Annotated in this window: 19 protein-coding genes; 16 read left to right on the top strand and 3 right to left on the bottom strand. The window is 63.9% G+C overall.

Annotated elements, in window-relative coordinates; genetic code table 11:
- The first annotated feature begins 1 nt into the window (after position 1).
- From AC1RT2_RS00770 to hisN, 7 genes are read left to right on the top strand one after another with little or no spacing between them, the layout of a single operon-like run.
- Positions 2–919: an ABC transporter permease gene (locus AC1RT2_RS00770; protein WP_493098550.1), complete on the top strand. Its 918-nt coding sequence runs from the start codon at positions 2–4 to the stop codon at positions 917–919.
- Entirely contained in the window at positions 919–2,742 is a 1,824-nt protein-coding gene (locus tag AC1RT2_RS00765; RefSeq protein WP_493098548.1) for a dipeptide ABC transporter ATP-binding protein, read from the top strand. Before AC1RT2_RS00770 ends, AC1RT2_RS00765 begins: the two co-directional genes overlap by 1 nt.
- Positions 2,732–3,490 (top strand): DeoR/GlpR family DNA-binding transcription regulator, encoded by a 759-nt coding sequence (locus AC1RT2_RS00760; protein WP_493098546.1) that lies wholly within the window; start codon positions 2,732–2,734, stop codon positions 3,488–3,490. Before AC1RT2_RS00765 ends, AC1RT2_RS00760 begins: the two co-directional genes overlap by 11 nt.
- Positions 3,483–4,748 carry a Zn-dependent hydrolase gene (locus tag AC1RT2_RS00755; RefSeq protein WP_493098544.1) on the top strand — a complete coding sequence of 422 codons (1,266 nt, stop codon included), beginning with the start codon at positions 3,483–3,485 and terminating at the stop codon, positions 4,746–4,748. Before AC1RT2_RS00760 ends, AC1RT2_RS00755 begins: the two co-directional genes overlap by 8 nt.
- Positions 4,738–5,667 carry a phosphotransferase gene (locus tag AC1RT2_RS00750; protein ID WP_493098542.1) on the top strand — a complete coding sequence of 310 codons (930 nt, stop codon included), beginning with the start codon at positions 4,738–4,740 and terminating at the stop codon, positions 5,665–5,667. The genes AC1RT2_RS00755 and AC1RT2_RS00750 overlap by 11 nt, the downstream gene beginning before the upstream one ends.
- Before the next feature lie 11 nt (positions 5,668–5,678).
- On the top strand, positions 5,679–6,617 hold the full coding sequence (locus AC1RT2_RS00745; RefSeq protein ID WP_493098540.1) for a phosphotransferase: 939 nt from the start codon (positions 5,679–5,681) through the stop codon (positions 6,615–6,617).
- Positions 6,618–6,636: 19 nt separating this feature from the next.
- A complete protein-coding gene (gene hisN, locus AC1RT2_RS00740; RefSeq protein ID WP_493098538.1) occupies positions 6,637–7,413 on the top strand; it encodes a histidinol-phosphatase in 777 nt (258 codons plus the stop codon).
- A gap of 41 nt (positions 7,414–7,454) precedes the next feature.
- Here hisN and AC1RT2_RS00735 read toward each other — a convergent pair whose 3' ends face one another.
- From AC1RT2_RS00735 to AC1RT2_RS00725, 3 genes are all read right to left on the bottom strand, one after another.
- Positions 7,455–8,558, bottom strand: a complete 1,104-nt coding sequence (locus tag AC1RT2_RS00735) for a M24 family metallopeptidase (RefSeq protein ID WP_493098536.1) — start codon at positions 8,556–8,558, stop codon at positions 7,455–7,457.
- A 90-nt stretch (positions 8,559–8,648) separates the two neighbouring features.
- Positions 8,649–9,329, bottom strand: coding sequence for a helix-turn-helix domain-containing protein (locus tag AC1RT2_RS00730; protein ID WP_493098534.1), 681 nt, complete (start codon positions 9,327–9,329; stop codon positions 8,649–8,651).
- 95 nt (positions 9,330–9,424) lie between these two features.
- Positions 9,425–10,327, bottom strand: coding sequence for a LysR family transcriptional regulator (locus tag AC1RT2_RS00725; RefSeq protein WP_444798398.1), 903 nt, complete (start codon positions 10,325–10,327; stop codon positions 9,425–9,427).
- On the opposite strand from AC1RT2_RS00725, the gene AC1RT2_RS00720 reads away from it, so the two are divergent.
- The 9 genes from AC1RT2_RS00720 to AC1RT2_RS00680 all read left to right on the top strand — a co-directional run bounded on the left by AC1RT2_RS00720 (position 10,326) and on the right by AC1RT2_RS00680 (position 18,634).
- Positions 10,326–10,487: a hypothetical protein gene (locus AC1RT2_RS00720; protein WP_493098532.1), complete on the top strand. Its 162-nt coding sequence runs from the start codon at positions 10,326–10,328 to the stop codon at positions 10,485–10,487. The two genes, AC1RT2_RS00725 and AC1RT2_RS00720, sit on opposite strands and share 2 nt — an antisense overlap.
- 95 nt (positions 10,488–10,582) lie before the next feature.
- Complete coding sequence (locus AC1RT2_RS00715) at positions 10,583–11,359, top strand: 5-oxoprolinase subunit PxpA (RefSeq protein WP_493098531.1); 777 nt, start codon at positions 10,583–10,585, stop codon at positions 11,357–11,359.
- An 85-nt stretch (positions 11,360–11,444) separates the two neighbouring features.
- A complete protein-coding gene (locus tag AC1RT2_RS00710; protein ID WP_493098529.1) occupies positions 11,445–11,687 on the top strand; it encodes an acetyl-CoA carboxylase in 243 nt (80 codons plus the stop codon).
- Entirely contained in the window at positions 11,684–13,069 is a 1,386-nt protein-coding gene (locus tag AC1RT2_RS00705; protein WP_493098527.1) for an acetyl-CoA carboxylase biotin carboxylase subunit, read from the top strand. Before AC1RT2_RS00710 ends, AC1RT2_RS00705 begins: the two co-directional genes overlap by 4 nt.
- On the top strand, positions 13,069–13,944 hold the full coding sequence (locus AC1RT2_RS00700; protein WP_069062901.1) for a 5-oxoprolinase subunit B family protein: 876 nt from the start codon (positions 13,069–13,071) through the stop codon (positions 13,942–13,944). The genes AC1RT2_RS00705 and AC1RT2_RS00700 overlap by 1 nt, the downstream gene beginning before the upstream one ends.
- A complete protein-coding gene (locus tag AC1RT2_RS00695; protein ID WP_493098524.1) occupies positions 13,934–14,905 on the top strand; it encodes a 5-oxoprolinase subunit C family protein in 972 nt (323 codons plus the stop codon). The genes AC1RT2_RS00700 and AC1RT2_RS00695 overlap by 11 nt, the downstream gene beginning before the upstream one ends.
- 39 nt (positions 14,906–14,944) lie before the next feature.
- Positions 14,945–16,018 carry a TMAO reductase system periplasmic protein TorT gene (torT, locus tag AC1RT2_RS00690; RefSeq protein ID WP_493098522.1) on the top strand — a complete coding sequence of 358 codons (1,074 nt, stop codon included), beginning with the start codon at positions 14,945–14,947 and terminating at the stop codon, positions 16,016–16,018.
- A 64-nt stretch (positions 16,019–16,082) separates the two neighbouring features.
- Complete coding sequence (locus AC1RT2_RS00685) at positions 16,083–17,600, top strand: sugar ABC transporter ATP-binding protein (protein ID WP_493098520.1); 1,518 nt, start codon at positions 16,083–16,085, stop codon at positions 17,598–17,600.
- Positions 17,597–18,634, top strand: a complete 1,038-nt coding sequence (locus AC1RT2_RS00680; RefSeq protein WP_493098518.1) for an ABC transporter permease — start codon at positions 17,597–17,599, stop codon at positions 18,632–18,634. Before AC1RT2_RS00685 ends, AC1RT2_RS00680 begins: the two co-directional genes overlap by 4 nt.
- The last annotated feature ends 54 nt before the right edge of the window (positions 18,635–18,688 follow it).

Genomic DNA, 18,688 nt, shown 5'->3' with positions numbered 1-18,688 from the left:
CGTGGCCGATATCGTCCAAGAGAGCGCCGCCCCGCGTCCTGCCGAAAAACGCGGCGTCACCCCGACCCGGCGCATGCTCCAGATCGCGTCCGCGCGTACGGATTTCCGCATCGGGTTCATCGGCTTCGGCCTGCTCGTCGTGCTGGCGATCTTCCTGCCGCTCCTAAGCTCGATCGACCCGATCAAGATCGCATACAGTTCCAAGCTGCTGCCGCCGTTTCCCGCAGAAGGCTGGAAATGGCCCTATCTGCTCGGCACGGACCAGCTCGGCCGTGATGTTCTGCTGCGCTGTCTGGTCGGCCTGCGTTACTCGCTGATGATCGGCATCACCACGGTCGTCCTGATGTTCGTTGTCGGGTGTAGTCTTGGCCTCTATGCCGGCTTCCGCGGCGGTTGGGTCGATGCCGTCATCATGAGGCTGACCGATGCGCAGCTGTCGATACCGATGATCATCCTCGCCATCACCATTCTCGGCGTCTCCCGCCCGACGGTGCCGGCGATCATCCTCGTGCTCGGCCTCTCCGGCTGGCCGCTCTATGCCCGCGTCGCGCGCTCCGTGGCACTTGGCGAGCGCAATCGCGGCTACGTGCTCGGCGAACGGGTGCTTGGTGCATCGGATCTCCGGATCATGCTGCTCTTCGTCGCTCCCGTCGTGCTGCCGCCGATCGCCTTCGTCGCAGTGCTGGATATCGCCCGCATGATGATCTTCGAATCCATCCTCGGCTTCCTCGGCCTCGGCGTGCAGCCGCCGACGCCGACCTTCGGCAATGTCATCGCCGATGCGCGAAAATATCTGCTCAATGCCTGGTGGATCGCCACCATGCCGGGCCTCTTCATGCTGGTCTCGCTCACCTGCCTCAACCTGATGGGCTCGGCGCTGGAGCGTGCCCGCAATGCTGTCCTGAGAGGAGAGGCGTGATGACTGACCCCATTCTCGCCGTCTCCAACCTCAGCGTCGATCTGCAACGGGAAGACCGCAAGCGCCGGATCGTCGACGATGTGAGTTTTTCGCTGGCACGCGGCGAGGTGCTCGGCCTCGTCGGCGAGGCAGGCTCCGGCAAGTCGGTGCTCGCCCGCGCACTGGTGCGGGCGATTGCCTCGCCGCTCGACATTGCCGGCGGCAAGGTCGTCTTCGAGGGCAGGGATATCCTCACCCTCAACCCGCGCGGTCTCGCTTCGGTGCGCGGCAACCGCATCGGCTTCATTGGCGCAAACCCGATGGGTTCGCTCGATCCGCGCCTGCCGATCGGCAGCCAGATTGTCGAAAAGCTGCGTTGTGTGCAGCCGAGGATCGGACGGGCGGAGGCGCGGGATAAGGTGCTCGACCTGCTCGGCCGTGTCCGTATTCCATCGCCAAGCGCCCGCTTTCACGAGGCGCCGTTCCAGTTCTCCGGCGGCATGATGCAGCGGGTGATGATCGTCGATGCGCTCGTCTCCGATCCGTCGCTGGTCATCGCCGACAATATCACGCAGCCGCTCGACGTGACGGTTGCAGCACAGATCATCCGGCTGATCGATGGTCTCCGGCAAAGCCTCGACACGGCCTTCCTGTTCATCTCCTCATCGCTGCCGGTGGTGGCGCAGATCGCGGAACGCACGCTGGTCATGCAGCGCGGCCGTATCGTCGAAGAGGGCCGGACGGCAGAGCTTGCCACCAACCCGCAGCAATCCTACACGCAGACCCTGCTCTCCCGCATTCCGCCGATCTGGAAGAATGTGACGGCGCCGGTCGCGACCGAAGGCGAACCGGTGCTGACGGTCGACAACGTCCTTCGCACCTATCTCGTGCGCCGGCGCGGTTCCTTCAACGCCTATAACGAAGTGAAGGCGGTGCGCGATGTCTCCTTCACGGTGAAAGCCGGCGAGAATTTCGGAATCGTCGGCGAAAGCGGGTGCGGCAAGTCCACGCTGACACGGCTTCTGGCCTGGCTGGAGCAACCGGATGGCGGCCGTATCGCCTTCCTCGGCAAGGACCTGTCGCATCTCTCCGCCCGATCGCTGACGGAGATGCGCAAGTCGTTCCAACTCCTCCTGCAGGATCCCTACGGCTCGCTGCCGGCCGGCATGCCGCTCCGGCGCATGATCGAGGAACCGCTGCTGATCCACGGGATCGACCGGGTCGAAGCCGGACGGTTGGCGCTGGAGGCGATGGCGGAAGTGGGGCTCGACGCCGACCTTGCCGAACGGCTGCCGGTGGGCCTCAGTGCCGGCCAGCGCCAGCGCATCAACATTGCCCGGGCACTGGTCCTGAAACCGCGTCTCCTCATCCTCGACGAGACCCTGTCGGCACTCGACCAGGTGGAGCAGGCCGAATTGCTGGACCTCTTCACGCGGCTTCAGGCGACGCACGGATTTTCCTATGTGTTCATCTCGCACGATCTCGCGCTCGTGCGCCGGATGTGCCACCGTATCGCGGTCATGTATCTCGGACGCATCGTGGAACTTGCCGACAACACCACCCTGTTCGAACACCCGCACCACCCCTATACGCGGGCGCTTTTGAGTGCCATGCCGACGCTGGAGGACAACCGTTTTCCGCGTCCGCGCTATCTTCTCGATGGCGAGCCGCCGAGCCCGATCGATCTGCCGCTCGGCTGTTCGTTCCGCTCGCGCTGCCCGCGTGCGGAGAACGACTGCCAGAAGACCGATCCGCCGCTGGTCGCACTTGCCGGTGGCAACTACGCCGCCTGCCTGCACCGGCACACGGCGCTGCATGAGGAGGAGACCGCCGATGTCGAGTGAAGTCCGCAAGGAGGTCATCCTGGAACGGCTCGACCGCGACCAGCGTGTCAGCGTGCTCGAGCTTTCAGCGGAGTTCGGCGTGTCGGGCGAAACGATCCGGCGCGACCTGAAGGATCTGGAAGCCGAAGGCGCCGTCCGGCGCGTGCATGGTGGCGCCATCCCGGCGGGCCGTACGGCCGATACACCGATCACCGAACGCATCAAGCTGCATGCGCTGGAAAAGGACGCAGTCGCCGGCCTCGCGCGCGATATCATCAGCGACGATTGCGTCATCTTCCTGGATACGGGCACGACGACACTGGCACTCGCCCGCCGACTCATCGGCTTCAAGAAGCTCCGGCTCTACACCAATTCGCTGCGTATCGCGCAGGCCGCCTGCGAGCATTTTGGCGTGCAGGTGCTGATGACGCCGGGGCACCTTCGCCCGGTGGAGCAGGATCTCGTCGGCTACGACACCATCGCCTACATCCAGCAGTTCCACTTCGACATGGTTTTCATGGGGGCAGCGGCGGTCAATGCCGACTACGGCTTCATGGATTTCGAAGAGGACGAGGCCCGCATCCGCCAGGTGCTGCTGAAGCAGACGTCGCGAAGCGTGATGCTCGCGGATCATTCCAAGTTCGGCAAGGTCGGCAATGTCATCACCGCACCTTTCGGCCGCGTGCACACGCTCGTGACCGAGCGCCCTCCGCCGGAAGATATCGCCGGTGCTTTACGCGCGGAAGAGCTGGAGATTATCCATGGATAGCGCGGTGATGGTGCACGGTGCCGACCTGACGGCGATTTTCGACCGGATATCCGCCATCGGCGCACGGCCCGGCGAGGGTGTGACGCGGCTTGTGGCCAGCGCAGAGGATGGCGCGGCGCGTGCCCTTTTCTCCGAATGGATGGCGCAAGGCGGTGCCCGCATGGCGCAGGACGCCATCGGCAACCAGTTTGCCTGTTTCGACTGGGCCGGTGAAGGTTCCCCCTGGATCTTCGCCGGCTCGCATCTTGACACGCAGCCGCGCGGTGGCCGCTTCGACGGCACGCTCGGCGTGCTCGCCGCCGGCTGCGCAGCACTGGATCTCGACGCCGAGATAAAGAGTGGCCGCGCCCGGCCGACCCACAATCTTGCGGTCGTCAACTGGACGAACGAGGAGGGCGCACGATACCAGCCGAGCCTGACCGGTAGCAGCGTCTTCTCAGGCGCCTTGCCGCTTGGTGATGCTCTCACACTCACGGATGGCGCCGGGATTTCGCTTCGCGACGCGCTCGCCGCGATCGGCGTGTATGAGGGGACGGGACGCATTCCGCCACGCCCCGAAGCCTATGTCGAACTGCATGTCGAGCAAGGGCGCACGCTTGCGGAAGCTGGCCGCCGGATTGGCGTGATCGAGGGCACCTGGGCCGCCCGCAAGATGACGGTCACCTGGATCGGCCGTGCCGCCCATACCGGCCCGACGCCGATGGCCGACCGGCGCGATGCGCTTCTGGCCGCCGCGCAGGGGATCGCCGCCTTTGAGGCCGTCATTGCGGCAAACCACCCTCATCTTCATCGCTCCGCCGCGCGCCTCGTCGTCGAGCCGAACTCGCCGAATGTCGTGGTCGAACGGGCGACAGTCTGGTTCGAGTTGCGCGGCCTTGACGTGGCGGAACTGGGCAGGGCGGGAGAGGCGGCACTTGCAGCGTTCAGAACGGCCGCCGCCGGTACGGGCACACGGCTGGAGATCGCAGCCGACGCGCTGAGGCCACCCGCGGACATGGACAACCAACTCATGGCCATCGTCGACGAGACGGCTAGGTCCTGTGGTTTCGAACCGTTGGCCATACGCTCGGTTGCCGGGCACGATGCCGTCGCGCTGCAAAACAGCGGCATTCCCTCGGCCCTGATCTTCATTCCCAGCGTCGACGGCATCGCGCACCACCCGGACGAATTCACGCATCCGGAGGATGTGCAGGCCGGTTACACGGTGCTGACGGCGGTGCTCCGGCGCCTCGTGCAAGGAGGTTTCCATGCAGGTTGACGACGCAATGCGCGCTGCACTCGCGGCGGTCGGTTTGCCTGATGCGGTGCTCTCGCCCGCAATCGGCGGCGTCGTGTCGCCCATTCACCGGGCCGTCGAGAACCAGTGCTGCTTTGCCACCGGAAAAGGGTCAGACCCGGTCTTCGTGAAACGCCGGCACGACGACATGGCTGTGTTCATCACATCGGAACATGTGGTGGAGGCGAGCGGTAAGGCGGGCGAACTCGGCATCGCGCCACGCCTTCTCCATGCCGACCCTGCCAATGGAATCCTGGTATTCGAAGCGCTTGGCGAAGAATGGGCATGGGGACATACCGATGTCTTGCGCCGCCCGTCGGTCTTGGAAAACCTGCTTTTGGCGAAGCGGGCCTTCCATAAAGCCGTGCCGCTTTCTGAAACACGCAGCGTTTTCAACCTTATCGCAGACTATCGCCAATTGGCCGATGCAGCGGACGTGATCCTGCCCGCACCGGTTCTCACCGTCACGGCGGCTGCCGCGCAAATTGCTGCGGCCATTACCGCCGCGGGTATCGATACGGTTGCCTGCCATGCCGACGGCGCTTCGTCCAATGTCATGGTGGGACCCGGCAATACGGTCCGGCTCGTCGATTTTGAGTGGGCGCGCCAGGCGGACCTAGCCCACGATCTCGGTACGGTGCTCGCCGAACTGCTGCCCTTCGATGGCGAGGCTTTGCTGGCGATCGAGATCGCAACAGGCAGGCCGGATGCGCAGATGCTTGCGCGGGCGCGCCTCTATGGTGCGGCAGACGATCTGATGTGGGCGCTCTGGGGCTTCATCAGCGCCGCCCGCTCGCCACGCAAGCATGTCGAATTCTTCAAATATGCCGAGTGGCGGCTCTTGCGAGCGCGGACCGTCGTCGAGGGGCCGCACTTCGAGACGTGGCTGAGGAAAGTCTGATGGAGGGGGCGATGAGGCGCAGGTTGGGTGAAGGCGCATCTCTGGGAGAGCAGGCGATCGAGCGGGCTATCGCTGTCGTGACGGACTGGCAGGGACGGGAGATTTTCTACGAACCCGTGCCCGGCGGTATCAGCAACCCGAACTGGCGTGTCCATATCAGCGGCGCGCCGCACAGCTTCTTCGTGAAGATCCCCGGCGAGGGTACGGAGATGTTCATCGATCGCCGGACCGCCAACGAGGCAGGTCGCAAGGCGCATGCCGCGGGTGTCGGCGCCCGCATCGTCGACTTCTTTCCGGAAACCGGAATCGAGGTCAGCGAATTCGTCGACGGGCTGCGAACCTCCACCAATGCCGATTTTCTCGACCCTGTCGTCCGCTTCAATGGCCTGCGTGCTCTAAAGGCGTTCAACGACAGTGCGCCGCTCTCCCAGCTCAAGACCACCTTCGACATGATCGACGAGCATTTCCAGCAGGTGTTGACGCTGGGCGGCGAGTTCCCGATGGATTTCGGCTGGCTTAACGCCCGTTACCGCGAAGCGCGGGCTGCTCTGGAAGCCTCCGGCCTCGACCTGGCGCCTTGCATGAACGATACGCTGGCCGGCAATTTCCTGCTCCATGCCGACCGCCGGGTCATGCTGGTCGATTTCGAATATGCGTCCACCAACGACCGCGCCGCCGAACTTGCCCTCTGGTTCAGCGAGATGTGCTTTTCGCCGGAGGTCGAGGCGGAGTTGATCGAGGAATATTACGGCCGCGCCGACCGGGCCGTGCTGGCGCGAGTTTCGCTGTTCAAGGCGCTCGTCGATCTGAAATGGTCGACCTGGGCCATGGTGCAGAATGAGGTTTCACGCCTCGATTTCGATTTCTTCAAATACGGTTTCTGGAAGCACATGCGGGCGCGGTTCGTGATGAACGATCCGCGCTGGCCTGAATGGCTGAAGGCGGTTTAGGGGATTGGGAGGAGATGCCGTGCTGATTTCACCCGATTTCATGCGCCGGATTGCAACCGTTGCCGCGCGTGAAGCGCTTCCGCGTTTCCGCTTGCCGGGCCTTGTCACCAACAAGCTCGCCAGCGGCTTCGATCCCGTCACCGAGGCGGACCGCGAGACCGAAAAGGCGATCCGGGCACTGATCAGGGCGGAGTTTCCGGATCATGGCATTCGCGGCGAAGAGTTCGGTGCTGAAGGCGCCGATGCGAGCCATGTCTGGGTCGTCGATCCGATCGACGGCACGCGTTCCTTCATTTCGGGCATTCCACTCTGGGGCACGCTTGTGGGCTTGATGCAGGATGGCGATGCCATCGCCGGCATGATGGCACAGCCCTTCATCGGCGAATTGTTTTATGCGACGGGCGCGGGCACGCATTACGAAGGCCCGCACGGCAAGGCGCAGCTTTCAACACGCGCGACAACAGACCTGTCCGAGGCGACGCTCTGCACCACGACGCCGGCGATCTTCGAGCCGGAACGACGGGCCGCTTTCGACCATTTGGAGCGGCAGGTCCGTCTTTCGCGCTACGGAACGGATTGTTATGCCTATTGCATGCTCGCCGCTGGCCAGATCGACCTCGTGGTGGAAGCTGGCCTGCAACCGTATGACATCGTCGCCCTCATCCCGATTATCGAGCAGGCAGGTGGCACGGTGACGGATTGGGATGGTGGCCCGGCGGAAAGTGGTGGCGGCATCATTGCAGCGGCGAACTCGGAGCTGCACGCAAAGGCATTGGCCGTTCTGCACGGAAAATGAGCGGGCGGCACGCATGGTGCCGCCCCGTTTCATCCAATCGTTCAGACCTGAACGACATGCGCCGAGCGCGGCAGCGAGGAGAGAATTTCCGGACCGTTCTCGCGCAGGATCACGATGTCTTCCAGGCGAATGCCGAAGCGGCCGGGCAGGTAGATGCCGGGCTCGATCGAGAAGACCATGCCTTCCTCGAGCACGGTGTCGGAGGTCGCGGTGATGTAGGGCGGCTCATGACCGTCAATGCCCATGCCGTGGCCGGTGCGGTGCACGAAGTATTCGCCGTAGCCGGCATCCGTGATCACCTTGCGGGCGGCGGCATCGACGTCACGCGCCGGAACACCGGGCCGCGCGGCCTTCAGCGCCGCCTGCACGGCCTTCTCGACGATGGTGTGGATTTCGCCATAGCCTTCCGGCGGCAGGCCGATCACGGCCATGCGGGTAATGTCGGAGGGAAAGCCCTGCTTGCGGCCGCCGATGTCGATGACCACGGCGTCGCCCTCCTCGATCACCCGGTCGCTTGCCGAATGGTGCGGGAAGGCGCCGTTGCCGCCGGCGCCGACGATCCAGAACTGCGGTGAGGCGCCTTCCGAAGAGAAGTGCGCCCGGATCTCGGCAGCGAGATCCTTCTCGGTCATGCCCGGTTTGACGGCCGAAAATGCCGCCTGCATGGCCCGGTCGGCAATGCCGGCATTCATTTTCAGCTTGGCATATTCCGCACTGTCCTTGCGCATGCGCAGGCCGCCCAGCGTGGCGGGCGTGAAGTCGCGGCGCGTGTCTGCGGGCAGGGCGTCGAGAAGCAGCAGGGCAAAGTCGGCGCGCATAGTTTCGTCGAGCGCGACAAGGCCGGGGGCTTCCGCGCCGATCGCGGCGAGTGCTGCATGCAAGGCTTCAACCGGGCCGGCATCGTCCGCCCAGGTGTGGAAGGCGATGTCGGTGAATTCGCGGCTGCCCTCGGCATTCAGTCCCGGCATCAGGAAGGCTTCCTTTTCCGGGCCGATCAGCAGTAGGCAGGGCCGCTCATCGGGGTGCGGGTGGAAACCCAGCACCCAATCCATGTGCGAGCCCGGCGCGACGGCGACGAGGCCAGTGCCGGTGTCGGCCATGCTTTGACGTAACGCCTTGAAGCGCGTTGCGGTCTGTTCGTTCATGATCATGTCCTCGTTGAGATGGCGGAAAGGGGATGGTCGCTGCAGGCCGGTCCGACAGCGCCTGGGCGATCGGACCGGCGGCACCGTGTGCTAGCCTATGGGTTTACGGGTCTTGCTTGGCTTCGGCGCGCCGCGCTCGACGGCGGTGCGCTTGACGACGAGGCTTGGCGAGGTCTCGGCGGATGGTTCGCCGTCGCCGAAAACGTCCATCGTGCAGGTGTGGAAGACCGTTGCCATTTCGTTCGTATGGTTCCAGGTGACATGCGTCAGCGTCGACGGAAAATGCGCGGAATCGCCTGCCTCCAGAACGGTGCGTTCGCCATCGATCTCGATGGTCAGCGCACCTTTCACCACGAAGTAGATCTCCTCGCCCTCGTGCGACATCGGTTCGCTGCGGAAACCCGGTGGCTCGTGGATGAGGGTCGAGCGCAGGATGTTGCCCGGGAAGGATGCGGAAAGGCGCTCGTAACTGACGGCGCTATCGGGAGTACCGCCGAGCGCATAGACGAGGCGACCCTCGTGTCGTGTGATCGGTGCGTCGACCTTGGGCAACTGGAAGAAGGAGCCGACATCGGCCTTGAGGGCGCGGCTGACCGCAACGAGCGAGGTCAGCGACGGCACGGTGATGCCGCGCTCGATCTGCGAAATGAAGCCGACCGAAAACCCGGCCGCATCCGCGACCTGCTGCAATGTCATCTTGAGCTCGCGTCGGCGCTCGCGCAGGCGCTCTCCAACAGCAGAGCCCGCGTCAGACCCTTCTACACTCGTCACCGTCGTCATCCGAGTTTTTAGTATTACTTCAATAGTGCGCGAGCGGTCGGCATTGTCAAACGAATTTTAGTGCTGCTAAAAAATAGCGACACCTCTCATCGTCCTGGCAGGTGAAAGGCCTGCTGGAAATAGGAGCGGAAAGCGAGCATGGGCGGCGTTAATTCCATGTTGCGTCGCCAGGCGAGACCGACATCCATGGCCGGGACGGGGTCACTGATGTTCATGGTCTCGATGCGCCGGCCTTCGAGCGACCAGGGCCTATGCACCATGTCGGAGAGGATCGCCACGCCCTGGCCGTTTGCGACGAGCGAGCGGGTCGCCTCGACCGACGAGGTCCGCAAAATGACGCGTGGCTGGTAGGGCGAGGCGCTCCAGTATTTGAGCGCCGAATGTGCCGCTTCGTCCACCGTCAGCATGATGTAGGGTTCCTCGGCGATCTCCTTGAGGCCGACCGTTTCCGCCTGCAGGAGATGATGCTGCGCCGGCAGCCAGAGGCGGCGCGTCGAACTCAGCACCTTTTCCGTGATGAGGGCCGGATTGAGAATGTTGGAGGTGAGCAGCACGGACATGTCGTAGCGGTTGCTCAGGAGCCCTTCCTCGATAGACTCGCGGTTCAGTTCGAAAAGCTGGATCTCGAGTTTCGGGAAATGCCGGCGCAGTCGCTCGATGTGGAGCGGCAGGAAGTAGCCGATGACGGTATAGGTGGCGGCTACGGTCAGCGTGCCCTCGATCTCGCTGCTGACGACGTTGAGATGCGTCGCCTCGTCGACCTTCTTCAGGATCTCGTAGGCATGCGACAAGAACTGCCGTCCGGCGGACGTCAGGTCCATACCGTGCGGCGTGCGCAGAAAGAGGCTGACGCCCACCGTGCGTTCCAGCTCCTTGATCGCGGTCGTTACCGCGGACTGCGAAATGGAAAGATCGACGGCGGCCTGCGATATCTGCCCGAGTTCGGCGGTCGCGATAAAGTAGCGGATCTGCCGCAGACTGATCGTCATGGCTGTCGTCCTCTATCTGGTTTCCCGCGAAGAGGTATCAAAAAATCAGAATGGTCGATATCGAATTGGGCATCAAGCCGCCCAATTCCGTGCAGGTTCCAATTATCCATTTGTTTTTCCTAATTTTTGCGGCGCAACAAAAATGGGCAAGACGTTCTGATTTTCAGAATTCGTATATGAGAAAATAGAATTTTTCAAAAGAGGATAAACATCCTAGCGTTCTGTTGTCGAGAAAATGCATGTGAGGACGAGACATTGCGCGAGGTAGTCGACATCAACTGCGATATGGGTGAGGCGTTCGGTCGTTGGCACGTCGGCGATACCGAAGATGCATCCCTCATGCCGCTGATCAGTTCGGCCAATATCGCCGCGGGCTTCCATGCCGGCGATCCGAACCTGGTGGATCAGACGGTGCGTCTTGCCGCCCAGCACGGCGTCGGCATCGGTGCGCATCCCGGCTATAACGATCTTCAGGGTTTTGGCCGTCGCAAGATCGCCGGCACCGCGAAGGAACTCGTCAACGACATCGTCTACCAGGTCGGTGCGATCCGCGAATTCGCCCACAGGCACAGCGCACGCCTACAGCACGTGAAGCCGCACGGCGCGCTCTACATGGAAATGGCGGTCAATCCGGAATTGTCGCAGATCTTCGTGCAGTACATGCGCACCGTCGAGCCGAATGCCTACATCTTCTGCATGGGCGGCTCCGCGACGTGGCGCGCGGCAATCGAAGCCGGTCAGCCGACCGTGCGTGAATTCTACGCCGACCGTGATTACGACGACAGCGGCTCCATCGTGTTTACCCGCGACGCTGGCCGGCCGGATCCTGCCGCCATTGCCCGCAAGGTCGTGCGCGCCTGCAAGGAAGGCAAGGTCCGCACCGTCAAGGGCAACGACATCGAAATCGACTTCGAATCCATCTGCTTCCATTCCGACACACTCGGCGCGCTCGACATCGTGCGCCAGATGCGCGAGGCGCTGGTTGCCGAGGGCATTCGCATAACGTCGGTGTCCGGCGTCGCCGGCCCCTAGGACGAATGACACGAAAATAGACAGACAGGGCCCTTCCGCCGCTTGGAGAAAGCGGAAAGGCTCGACCATTCAAGCGGAGAGAGACATGAGCAAGATCGAGATCAGATCGCCCCTGCCGGGCACCTTCTACCGGTCATCCTCGCCGGATGTGCCGCCCTTCAAGGCGGATGGCGACAGCGTGGCGAGCGGCGATGCGATCGGGCTCATCGAGGTCATGAAGACGTTTCAGGAAGTGCCGGCCGGCGTCGAAGGCAAGAACATCACCTTCCTCGTCGACAATGACGAGCCGGTCATGGCGGGCCAGGTCATCGCCGAGGTGGAGGCATGACGATCCGCTCGCTCCTCGTTGCCAACCGCGGCGAGATCGCGGTGCGCATCATCAAGGCGGCAAAGGCGCTCGGCATTCGCACCGTGCAGGTCCATAGCGCCGCGGATGCCGACATGCTGGCGGTGAAGCTTGCCGATGCGGCCGTCGATATCGGCTCGCCGGCGCCGAAGAAATCCTATCTCAACATCGAGGCGGTGGTGAATGCCGCCAAGGCGGCAGGCGTCGACGCCGTGCATCCGGGCTACGGCTTCCTGTCGGAAAATGCCGATTTCGCCGATGCGGTGGAAGCGGCCGGCCTGATCTTCATCGGCCCGAAGGGTGACGCGATCCGCCTGCTCGGCGACAAGGTTGCGGCGCGCGAGGTTGCTGCCAAGGCCGGTGTTCCGACCGTGCCGGGCAGCGCAGGACGCCTTGCAACGATCGAGGAAGCCCGGGCCGTGGCGGCGAAGACCGGCTTTCCGATCATGATCAAGGCGGCAGCAGGCGGCGGCGGTCGCGGTATCCGCATCGCCGCCGACCTCGCCGATCTGGAGCGCCATTTCCCGCAGGCTTCTGCCGAAGCATTGGCTTCGTTCGGCGATGGCGGCCTCTATCTGGAAAAGGTCATCACCAAGGCGCGCCATGTCGAGGTGCAGATCCTCGGCGACGGCCAGAACTTCATCCATTGTTTCGAGCGGGAATGCTCGTTGCAGCGCCGCCGCCAGAAGGTCTGGGAAGAGGCGCCGTCCTTCCTGCTGCCCGCCGACGTGCGCACCCGGCTTTGCGACAGCGCCGTGGCGCTTGCCCGCGAGGTCGGCTACCGCGGCGCCGGCACGGTGGAATATCTCTATGACGAGGTGACGAACGAGTTCTACTTCATTGAGGTCAACACCCGCATCCAGGTCGAGCATCCGGTCACCGAGATGATCACCGGCATCGACCTCGTCGAGGAAATGATCCGCGTTGCCGGCGGCGCGCCGCTGTCGATCCGCCAGGAGGATGTGCAGGCCGAAGGCCACGCCATCGAGTGCCGTATCAACGCCGAAGACCCGGCCAAGGGCTTTCTGCCGGCGCCGGGCACCATCACCCGGCTCGTCGTGCCGGAGGGCGAGGGCATCCGTTTCGATACGATGCTCTACGAAGGCTACACGATCCCGCCGTTCTATGACTCGCTCGTCGGCAAGCTGATCGTCTGGGGTCGGACCCGCGATGCGTGCCTCGAACGACTGAGAGGTGCGCTGGAAGGCCTGACGATCGAGGGTATCAAGACGACGGTGCCGCTGCACCTGGCACTCGCTCAAGACGACAGCGTGCGGCGCGGTGCCTTCGACACGCGCTTCCTCGAAACATGGCTTGAAACCGAATTCGCCGCGAAAGCCGGCGCGACTGCGGAGGTTGCCTGATGAGCATCAGATACACATTCGGGGGCGACGAGCACCTCTTCGTCGAATGCAGCGAGGACATGTCGCTCGAAGCCTTCTTCAAGAGCCTCTCCATGGCAAAGGGCGTGCGTGAAAGCGGCATCAAGGGTGTCACGGAAATCTGCCCGGCCAATGCCTCGTTCCAGATCAAGTTCAACCCGGACATCATCCATCCCGACGACATCCTGAAGGAAGTGAAGTCGATCGAGGGGGCGGCCGCCAAGGCCGAGCCGGTGCTGAAGACCCGCATCGTCGAAATCCCGGTTTTCTACAACGACCCCTGGACGCACGAGACGCTGATGCGGTTTCGCGAGCGCCATCAGGACCCGACGGGCACGGATCTCGACTATGCCGCCCGCATCAACGATTACGGCTCGGTCGACGATTTCGTCGGCGCCCATTCCGGCTCGCCCTGGTTCGTCTCGATGGTCGGCTTCGTCGCCGGCCTGCCTTTCATGTACCAGATGGTCGAGCGGCAGCGGCAGATCCAGGTCCCAAAGTACCTGCGTCCGCGCACGGACACGCCAAAACTCACGGTCGGCCACGGCGGCTGCTTCGGCTGCATCTATTCGGTGCGCGGTGCCGGCGGCTACCAGATGTTCGGCATCACGCCGATGCCGATCTTCGACCCGACCCAGACGACCAGTTATCTGCGCGATTTCATGGTGTTCTTCCGCCCCGGCGACATCGTGAAGTTCAAGCCGATCGATCGCGATGCCTATGACCAGGCGGTCGAGGATGTCGACAAGGGCCGCTTCGCCCCGCCGATCCGCGAGGTGAGCTTCGACCTCCGGGAATTCCAGAAGGATATCGACGGCACAAACGCCAAGCTGGAGGGCATGCTCTATGGCCATTAAGGTTCTCCACCACGGTCTCGCGACCACCGTCCAGGATCTCGGCCGCCCCGGCTATTTCCACCTCGGCATCCCCGTCGGCGGCGCGATGGACCGCTATGCGATGCGCGCGGCAAACCTGCTCGTCGGCAATGACGAGGGTGCCGCCGGTCTCGAAGCCGTCTTCATCGGCCCGAAGCTGGAATTCACCGAGGACGCCCTCGTCGCGATTACCGGCGCCGAGATGCCGGCGAAGGTGGATGGCGTGGCACAGCCCGGCTGGACCGCCTTCAAGGTCAAGGCCGGCCAGACGCTGACCTTCGATTTCCTGAAGTCCGGCGCCCGCATCTGCATCGCCGTTTCCGGCGGCATCGATGTGCCGGAAGCGCTCGGCAGCCGCTCGACCTATCCGATCGGCGCACTCGGCGGCTTTAAGGGCCGCCCGATCGCCGCCGGTGACGAACTGCCGGTCGGCAAGGGAAGCCTTGCCAACGAGGGCAAGACGGTTGTCGAGGAGTTGCGCCGCAAGCCCGGCATGCCCGCGGAGCTGCGCGTGCTGCCCGGCCTCTACTGGCACCGCGTCACCGAGGAATCGCAGGAAAACTTCTTCGCCGACGAATGGAAGGTGGCAAACGAGGCGGACCGCATGGGCTATCGCTTCAAGGGCGGCCGAAAGCTCGATTTCGTCGAACGCGAACAGCCCTTCGGCGCCGGCTCTGACCCATCGAATATCGTCGACAGCTGCTACCCCTATGGTTCGATCCAGGTGCCGGGCGGAACCGAACCGATCATCCTGCACCGGGATGCCGTCTCCGGCGGCGGCTACTTCATGGTCGGCACGGTCATCTCCGCTGACATGGACCTGATCGGCCAGCTTCAGCCGCACACGCCCACCCGCTTCGTCAAGGTGACGATGGAAGAAGCGCTCGACGCCCGCAAGGACCGCGCCGCACTGCTCGGGAGGCTGCGCGCGACCTTCAACTGACAGCCAAACGCATGCATCAAAACAAGAGAGGGAACGATAATGAACACGCTCGTCAGAACTGCACTCGCCACGACGGCCTTGGCTTTCGCGCTCAACGGCGCAGCCATGGCCGAGACTTGGTATCCCTATGACGCCCAGGCGATCGAACCGCCGTTTGCGGCGGATGGCAAGCCGGTCGACGTGAAATACGAACCGCTCGCCAAGGCGGAAAAGCCCTGGAACATCTGCGTCTCCTTCCCGCACATGAAGGATGCCTACTGGCTCGGCGTCGACTACGGCGTCGCGGAACAGGCGAAGGACCTCGGCGTCAAGATGAACCTCGTCGATGCCGGCGGCTACACCGAACTTGCCAAGCAGATCAGCCAGATCGAGGATTGCGTCGCCGGCGGTGCGCAGGCCGTGGTGATCGGCGCCATCTCCTTCGATGGCCTCAACAACCTCGTCTCGGAAGTCACCAAGAAGGGCATTCCGGTCATCGACGTCATCAACGGCATTTCCTCGCCGGACCTGACAGCCAAGTCGCTCGTCTCCTTCTACACGATGGGCCACGAGACCGGCGCCTACCTCGCCAAGAAGCATCCGGCGGGCAGCGATCCGGTCAAGGTCGGCTGGTTCCCGGGCCCGGCCGGTGCGGGCTGGGTGGAAGCCGCAAACAAGGGCTTCATGGAAGCCGTTGCAGGTTCCGCCGTGCAGGTGCTCGATCCGAAATTCGGCGATACCGGCAAGGAAGCCCAGCTGAAGCTCGTCGAGGACGTGCTGCAGGCCGAGCCCGACGTGCGCTACATCGCCGGCACGGCGGTGACGGCAGAAGCCGCCCAGGGCCTCATCCGCGAACGCGGCCTCAAGGGCCAGGTCGAGCTTCTCGCCTTCTACATGACGCCCGGTGTCTACGAGGGCATCAAGCGCGGCTTCATCCTCGCAGGCCCAGCCGACTCCATGGTCATCCAGGGCCGTATCGCCATCGACCAGGCGGTGCGCGCACTGGAAGGCAAGGAACTCACCAAGCATGTCGGCCCCAAAATCTTCGTCGTCGATCCGTCGAATGTCGAGAGCGTGCCGCAGACCAACATCCTGCCGCCGGATGGCTACAAGCCGGTCTTCAGCGTGAACTAAAGAACCCAAGACGACCGCATGCGGTCCCGGCACGCCCCGGGGCCGCCATTGAGGAGGGACGAGGGTGACCGGTTCCGCGATGCCGCTCGTCGAGATGACGGGCATTACCAAGACATTTCCGGGGGTGAAGGCGCTGGACGGCGTGTCCTTCACGCTGATGCCGGGCGAAGTGCATGTGCTGTTCGGCGAGAACGGTGCGGGCAAGTCGACGCTGATCTCCATCCTCTCCGGCGTCTATCCGCAGACGGCAGGCACGCTGGTGCTCAATGGCGACACGGTGTCCTTTGCCTCGGTGGGCGATGCCAAGAAGAACGGCGTTGCCGCCGTCTTCCAGGAATTCTCGCTGGTGCCGACGATGAGCGTGGCGGAAAACATCTATCTCGGCAGCGAACCCAAGCGCGGCCCCTTCACCGACAAGGGCGCCATGCGCCGCGGTGCCGAAAAGCTCTTCGCCGATCTCGGCTTCCCGATCGACGTGCGCCGCTCCGTCGTCAGCCTGTCCCGCGCCGAGCAGCAGATGACGGAGATCGCCAAGGCGATCCATTCCGAGGCCCGTATTCTCATTCTCGACGAGCCGACCGCTTCCTTGACGGAACGCGAAACGGAAACGCTGTTCCGCATTGTGCGCGAGGCCAAGGCCCGCGGCGTCGGCATCGTCTATATCTCCCACCGCATCCAGGAATTCTCGCAGATCGCCGACCGCATCACGGTGCTGCGCGACGGCAAGCTGATCGGCACGGTCGGCGTCGATGCGCTCTCTCCCAAGGCTTTGGTCGAGATGATGACGGGCCGCGCCATCGACGAAATCTATCCGACCATCGCCCGCAAGGCGGACGGCGACGTGCTGCTGTCGATCCGCGGCCTGAAGGCCTGGGGTGTGGGCGGCGTGGATATCGATGTCCGTGCAGGCGAGGTGCTCGGCGTCGCCGGCCTGGTCGGCAGCGGCAAGTCGCGCACCTGGCGGGCCGCCGTCGGGCTGCTGCCGATCAAGGCCGGGTCCGTGACGCTGAAGGGCAGGGACGTCACCCACGCGCCGACCCGCCGCTTCGTCGGCGACGGTGTCTTCTACCTGCCGCCGGACCGCAAGTCCGAAGGGCTGATGCTCTCGGCCACGACGCGCCGCAACATCGATCTCGGCGCGCTTGAGCGTGACGAGGCGTCCGGTTTCCTCGGCGCGCTGTCGCCGGCAAAATTGCGCAGCATCACCGACGGCATCGCCCGGCGCGTCGACATTCCCGAAAACTATATGGGCCGCGCCATCTCGACGCTATCTGGCGGCAACCAGCAGAAGGCGCTGTTCGGCAAGGGTTTCGGCCGCGACTACGACCTCTACATCTTCGACGAGCCCACCGTCGGCGTCGACATGGGCACGCGCGCGGCCCTCTACCGCCTGATCAAGGAACTGGCGGAGGCCGGCAAGGCTGTCGTGGTCATTTCGTCCGATCTGCCCGAAGCCATGAACCTCGCCCATCGCCTCGTCGTCTTCTCGGCCGGCCGCATTTCGGCGGAGCTTGAGGGTGACGCCATCAACGAGGAGACCATCCTCGCCTCCTTCTTCTCCCATGAAAGGCCAGACGCATGAACACCAGCGCCCAACCGGTGGCGGAGACACAGGCTTCGGCCGGCTCGCCGATCCTCGCCTTCCTGCGCACCGTCTTCGTGCGCGCCGGCGTCCTGCCGTTCTTCCTCGTCGCCGCCCTCATCATCTTCACGCTCGCCTCGACGCAGTTCCTGTCGGTGCAGAACCTCACCAACGTCGCGCGCCAGTCGGTCTACCTGATCCTCGTGTCGCTCGGGCAGATGCTGGTGCTGATCACCGGCGGTTTCGACCTGTCCGTCGGAACGGCCATCGCGTTGACCTCGGTCGTCTCGGCGACCGCGATGGTCGCGGCGTCCGGCATGTTCCCGGATGCCGTCTGGCTTGTCATCGCGATGGGTCTTGCCGCAGGCTTCGGCTCGGCGCTCCTGATCGGCACGCTCAACAGCATCGGCATTGCCGGCTTCAGCGTCTCGCCCTTCATCATGACGCTCGGCGTGCAGTCGGTTGGCGCCGGCATCGCGTTGTTCATCACCGGCGGCGTACCGGTCTCGGGCCTGCCCTACGAGTTCGGCGAGTTTTTCGGTTTCGGCCGCATCTTCGGCGTACCCGTGCCGGTGCTCGTCGCCCTATTGGCGATCGCCGCCATGTGGATCCTGATGAACCGCACCCGCACCGGCGCGCAGATCTATGCCGTCGGCGGCAATATCAAGGCGGCGCACCTCTCCGGCATCAACACGCGCCGCACGCTGTTCATCGCCTATGTCGTCTGCGCGCTACTCGCTTCGCTCGCCGGCATCCTGCTGACGGCCCGCGTCGAAAGCGGCGAGACCAATCTCGGCGGCACCATCGCGCTCGAATCGATCGCGGCCTGCGTCATCGCCGGCGTGTCGCTGCGCGGCGGCATCGGTCGGGTGGAAAGTGTGGTGCTCGGCGCCTTCTTCATCGTGCTGGTGCAGAACGGCATGAACATCATGCAGATCGGCTCCTACATGCAGATGGTCCTGCTTGGCAGCCTGCTCGTGCTCGCCGTCGTCATAGATCAGCTGCGTTATCGGATGCTTGTCGGCAATCGCTAAGGCATAAATTTAACGGTAAAACCCCGCCGGTATTGCTCCGGCGGGGTTATCTGT

This window comes from Shinella sp. GW821-FHT11G07 (genome assembly GCF_058808115.1).
This window is presented reverse-complemented; position numbering and strand designations above follow the sequence as displayed.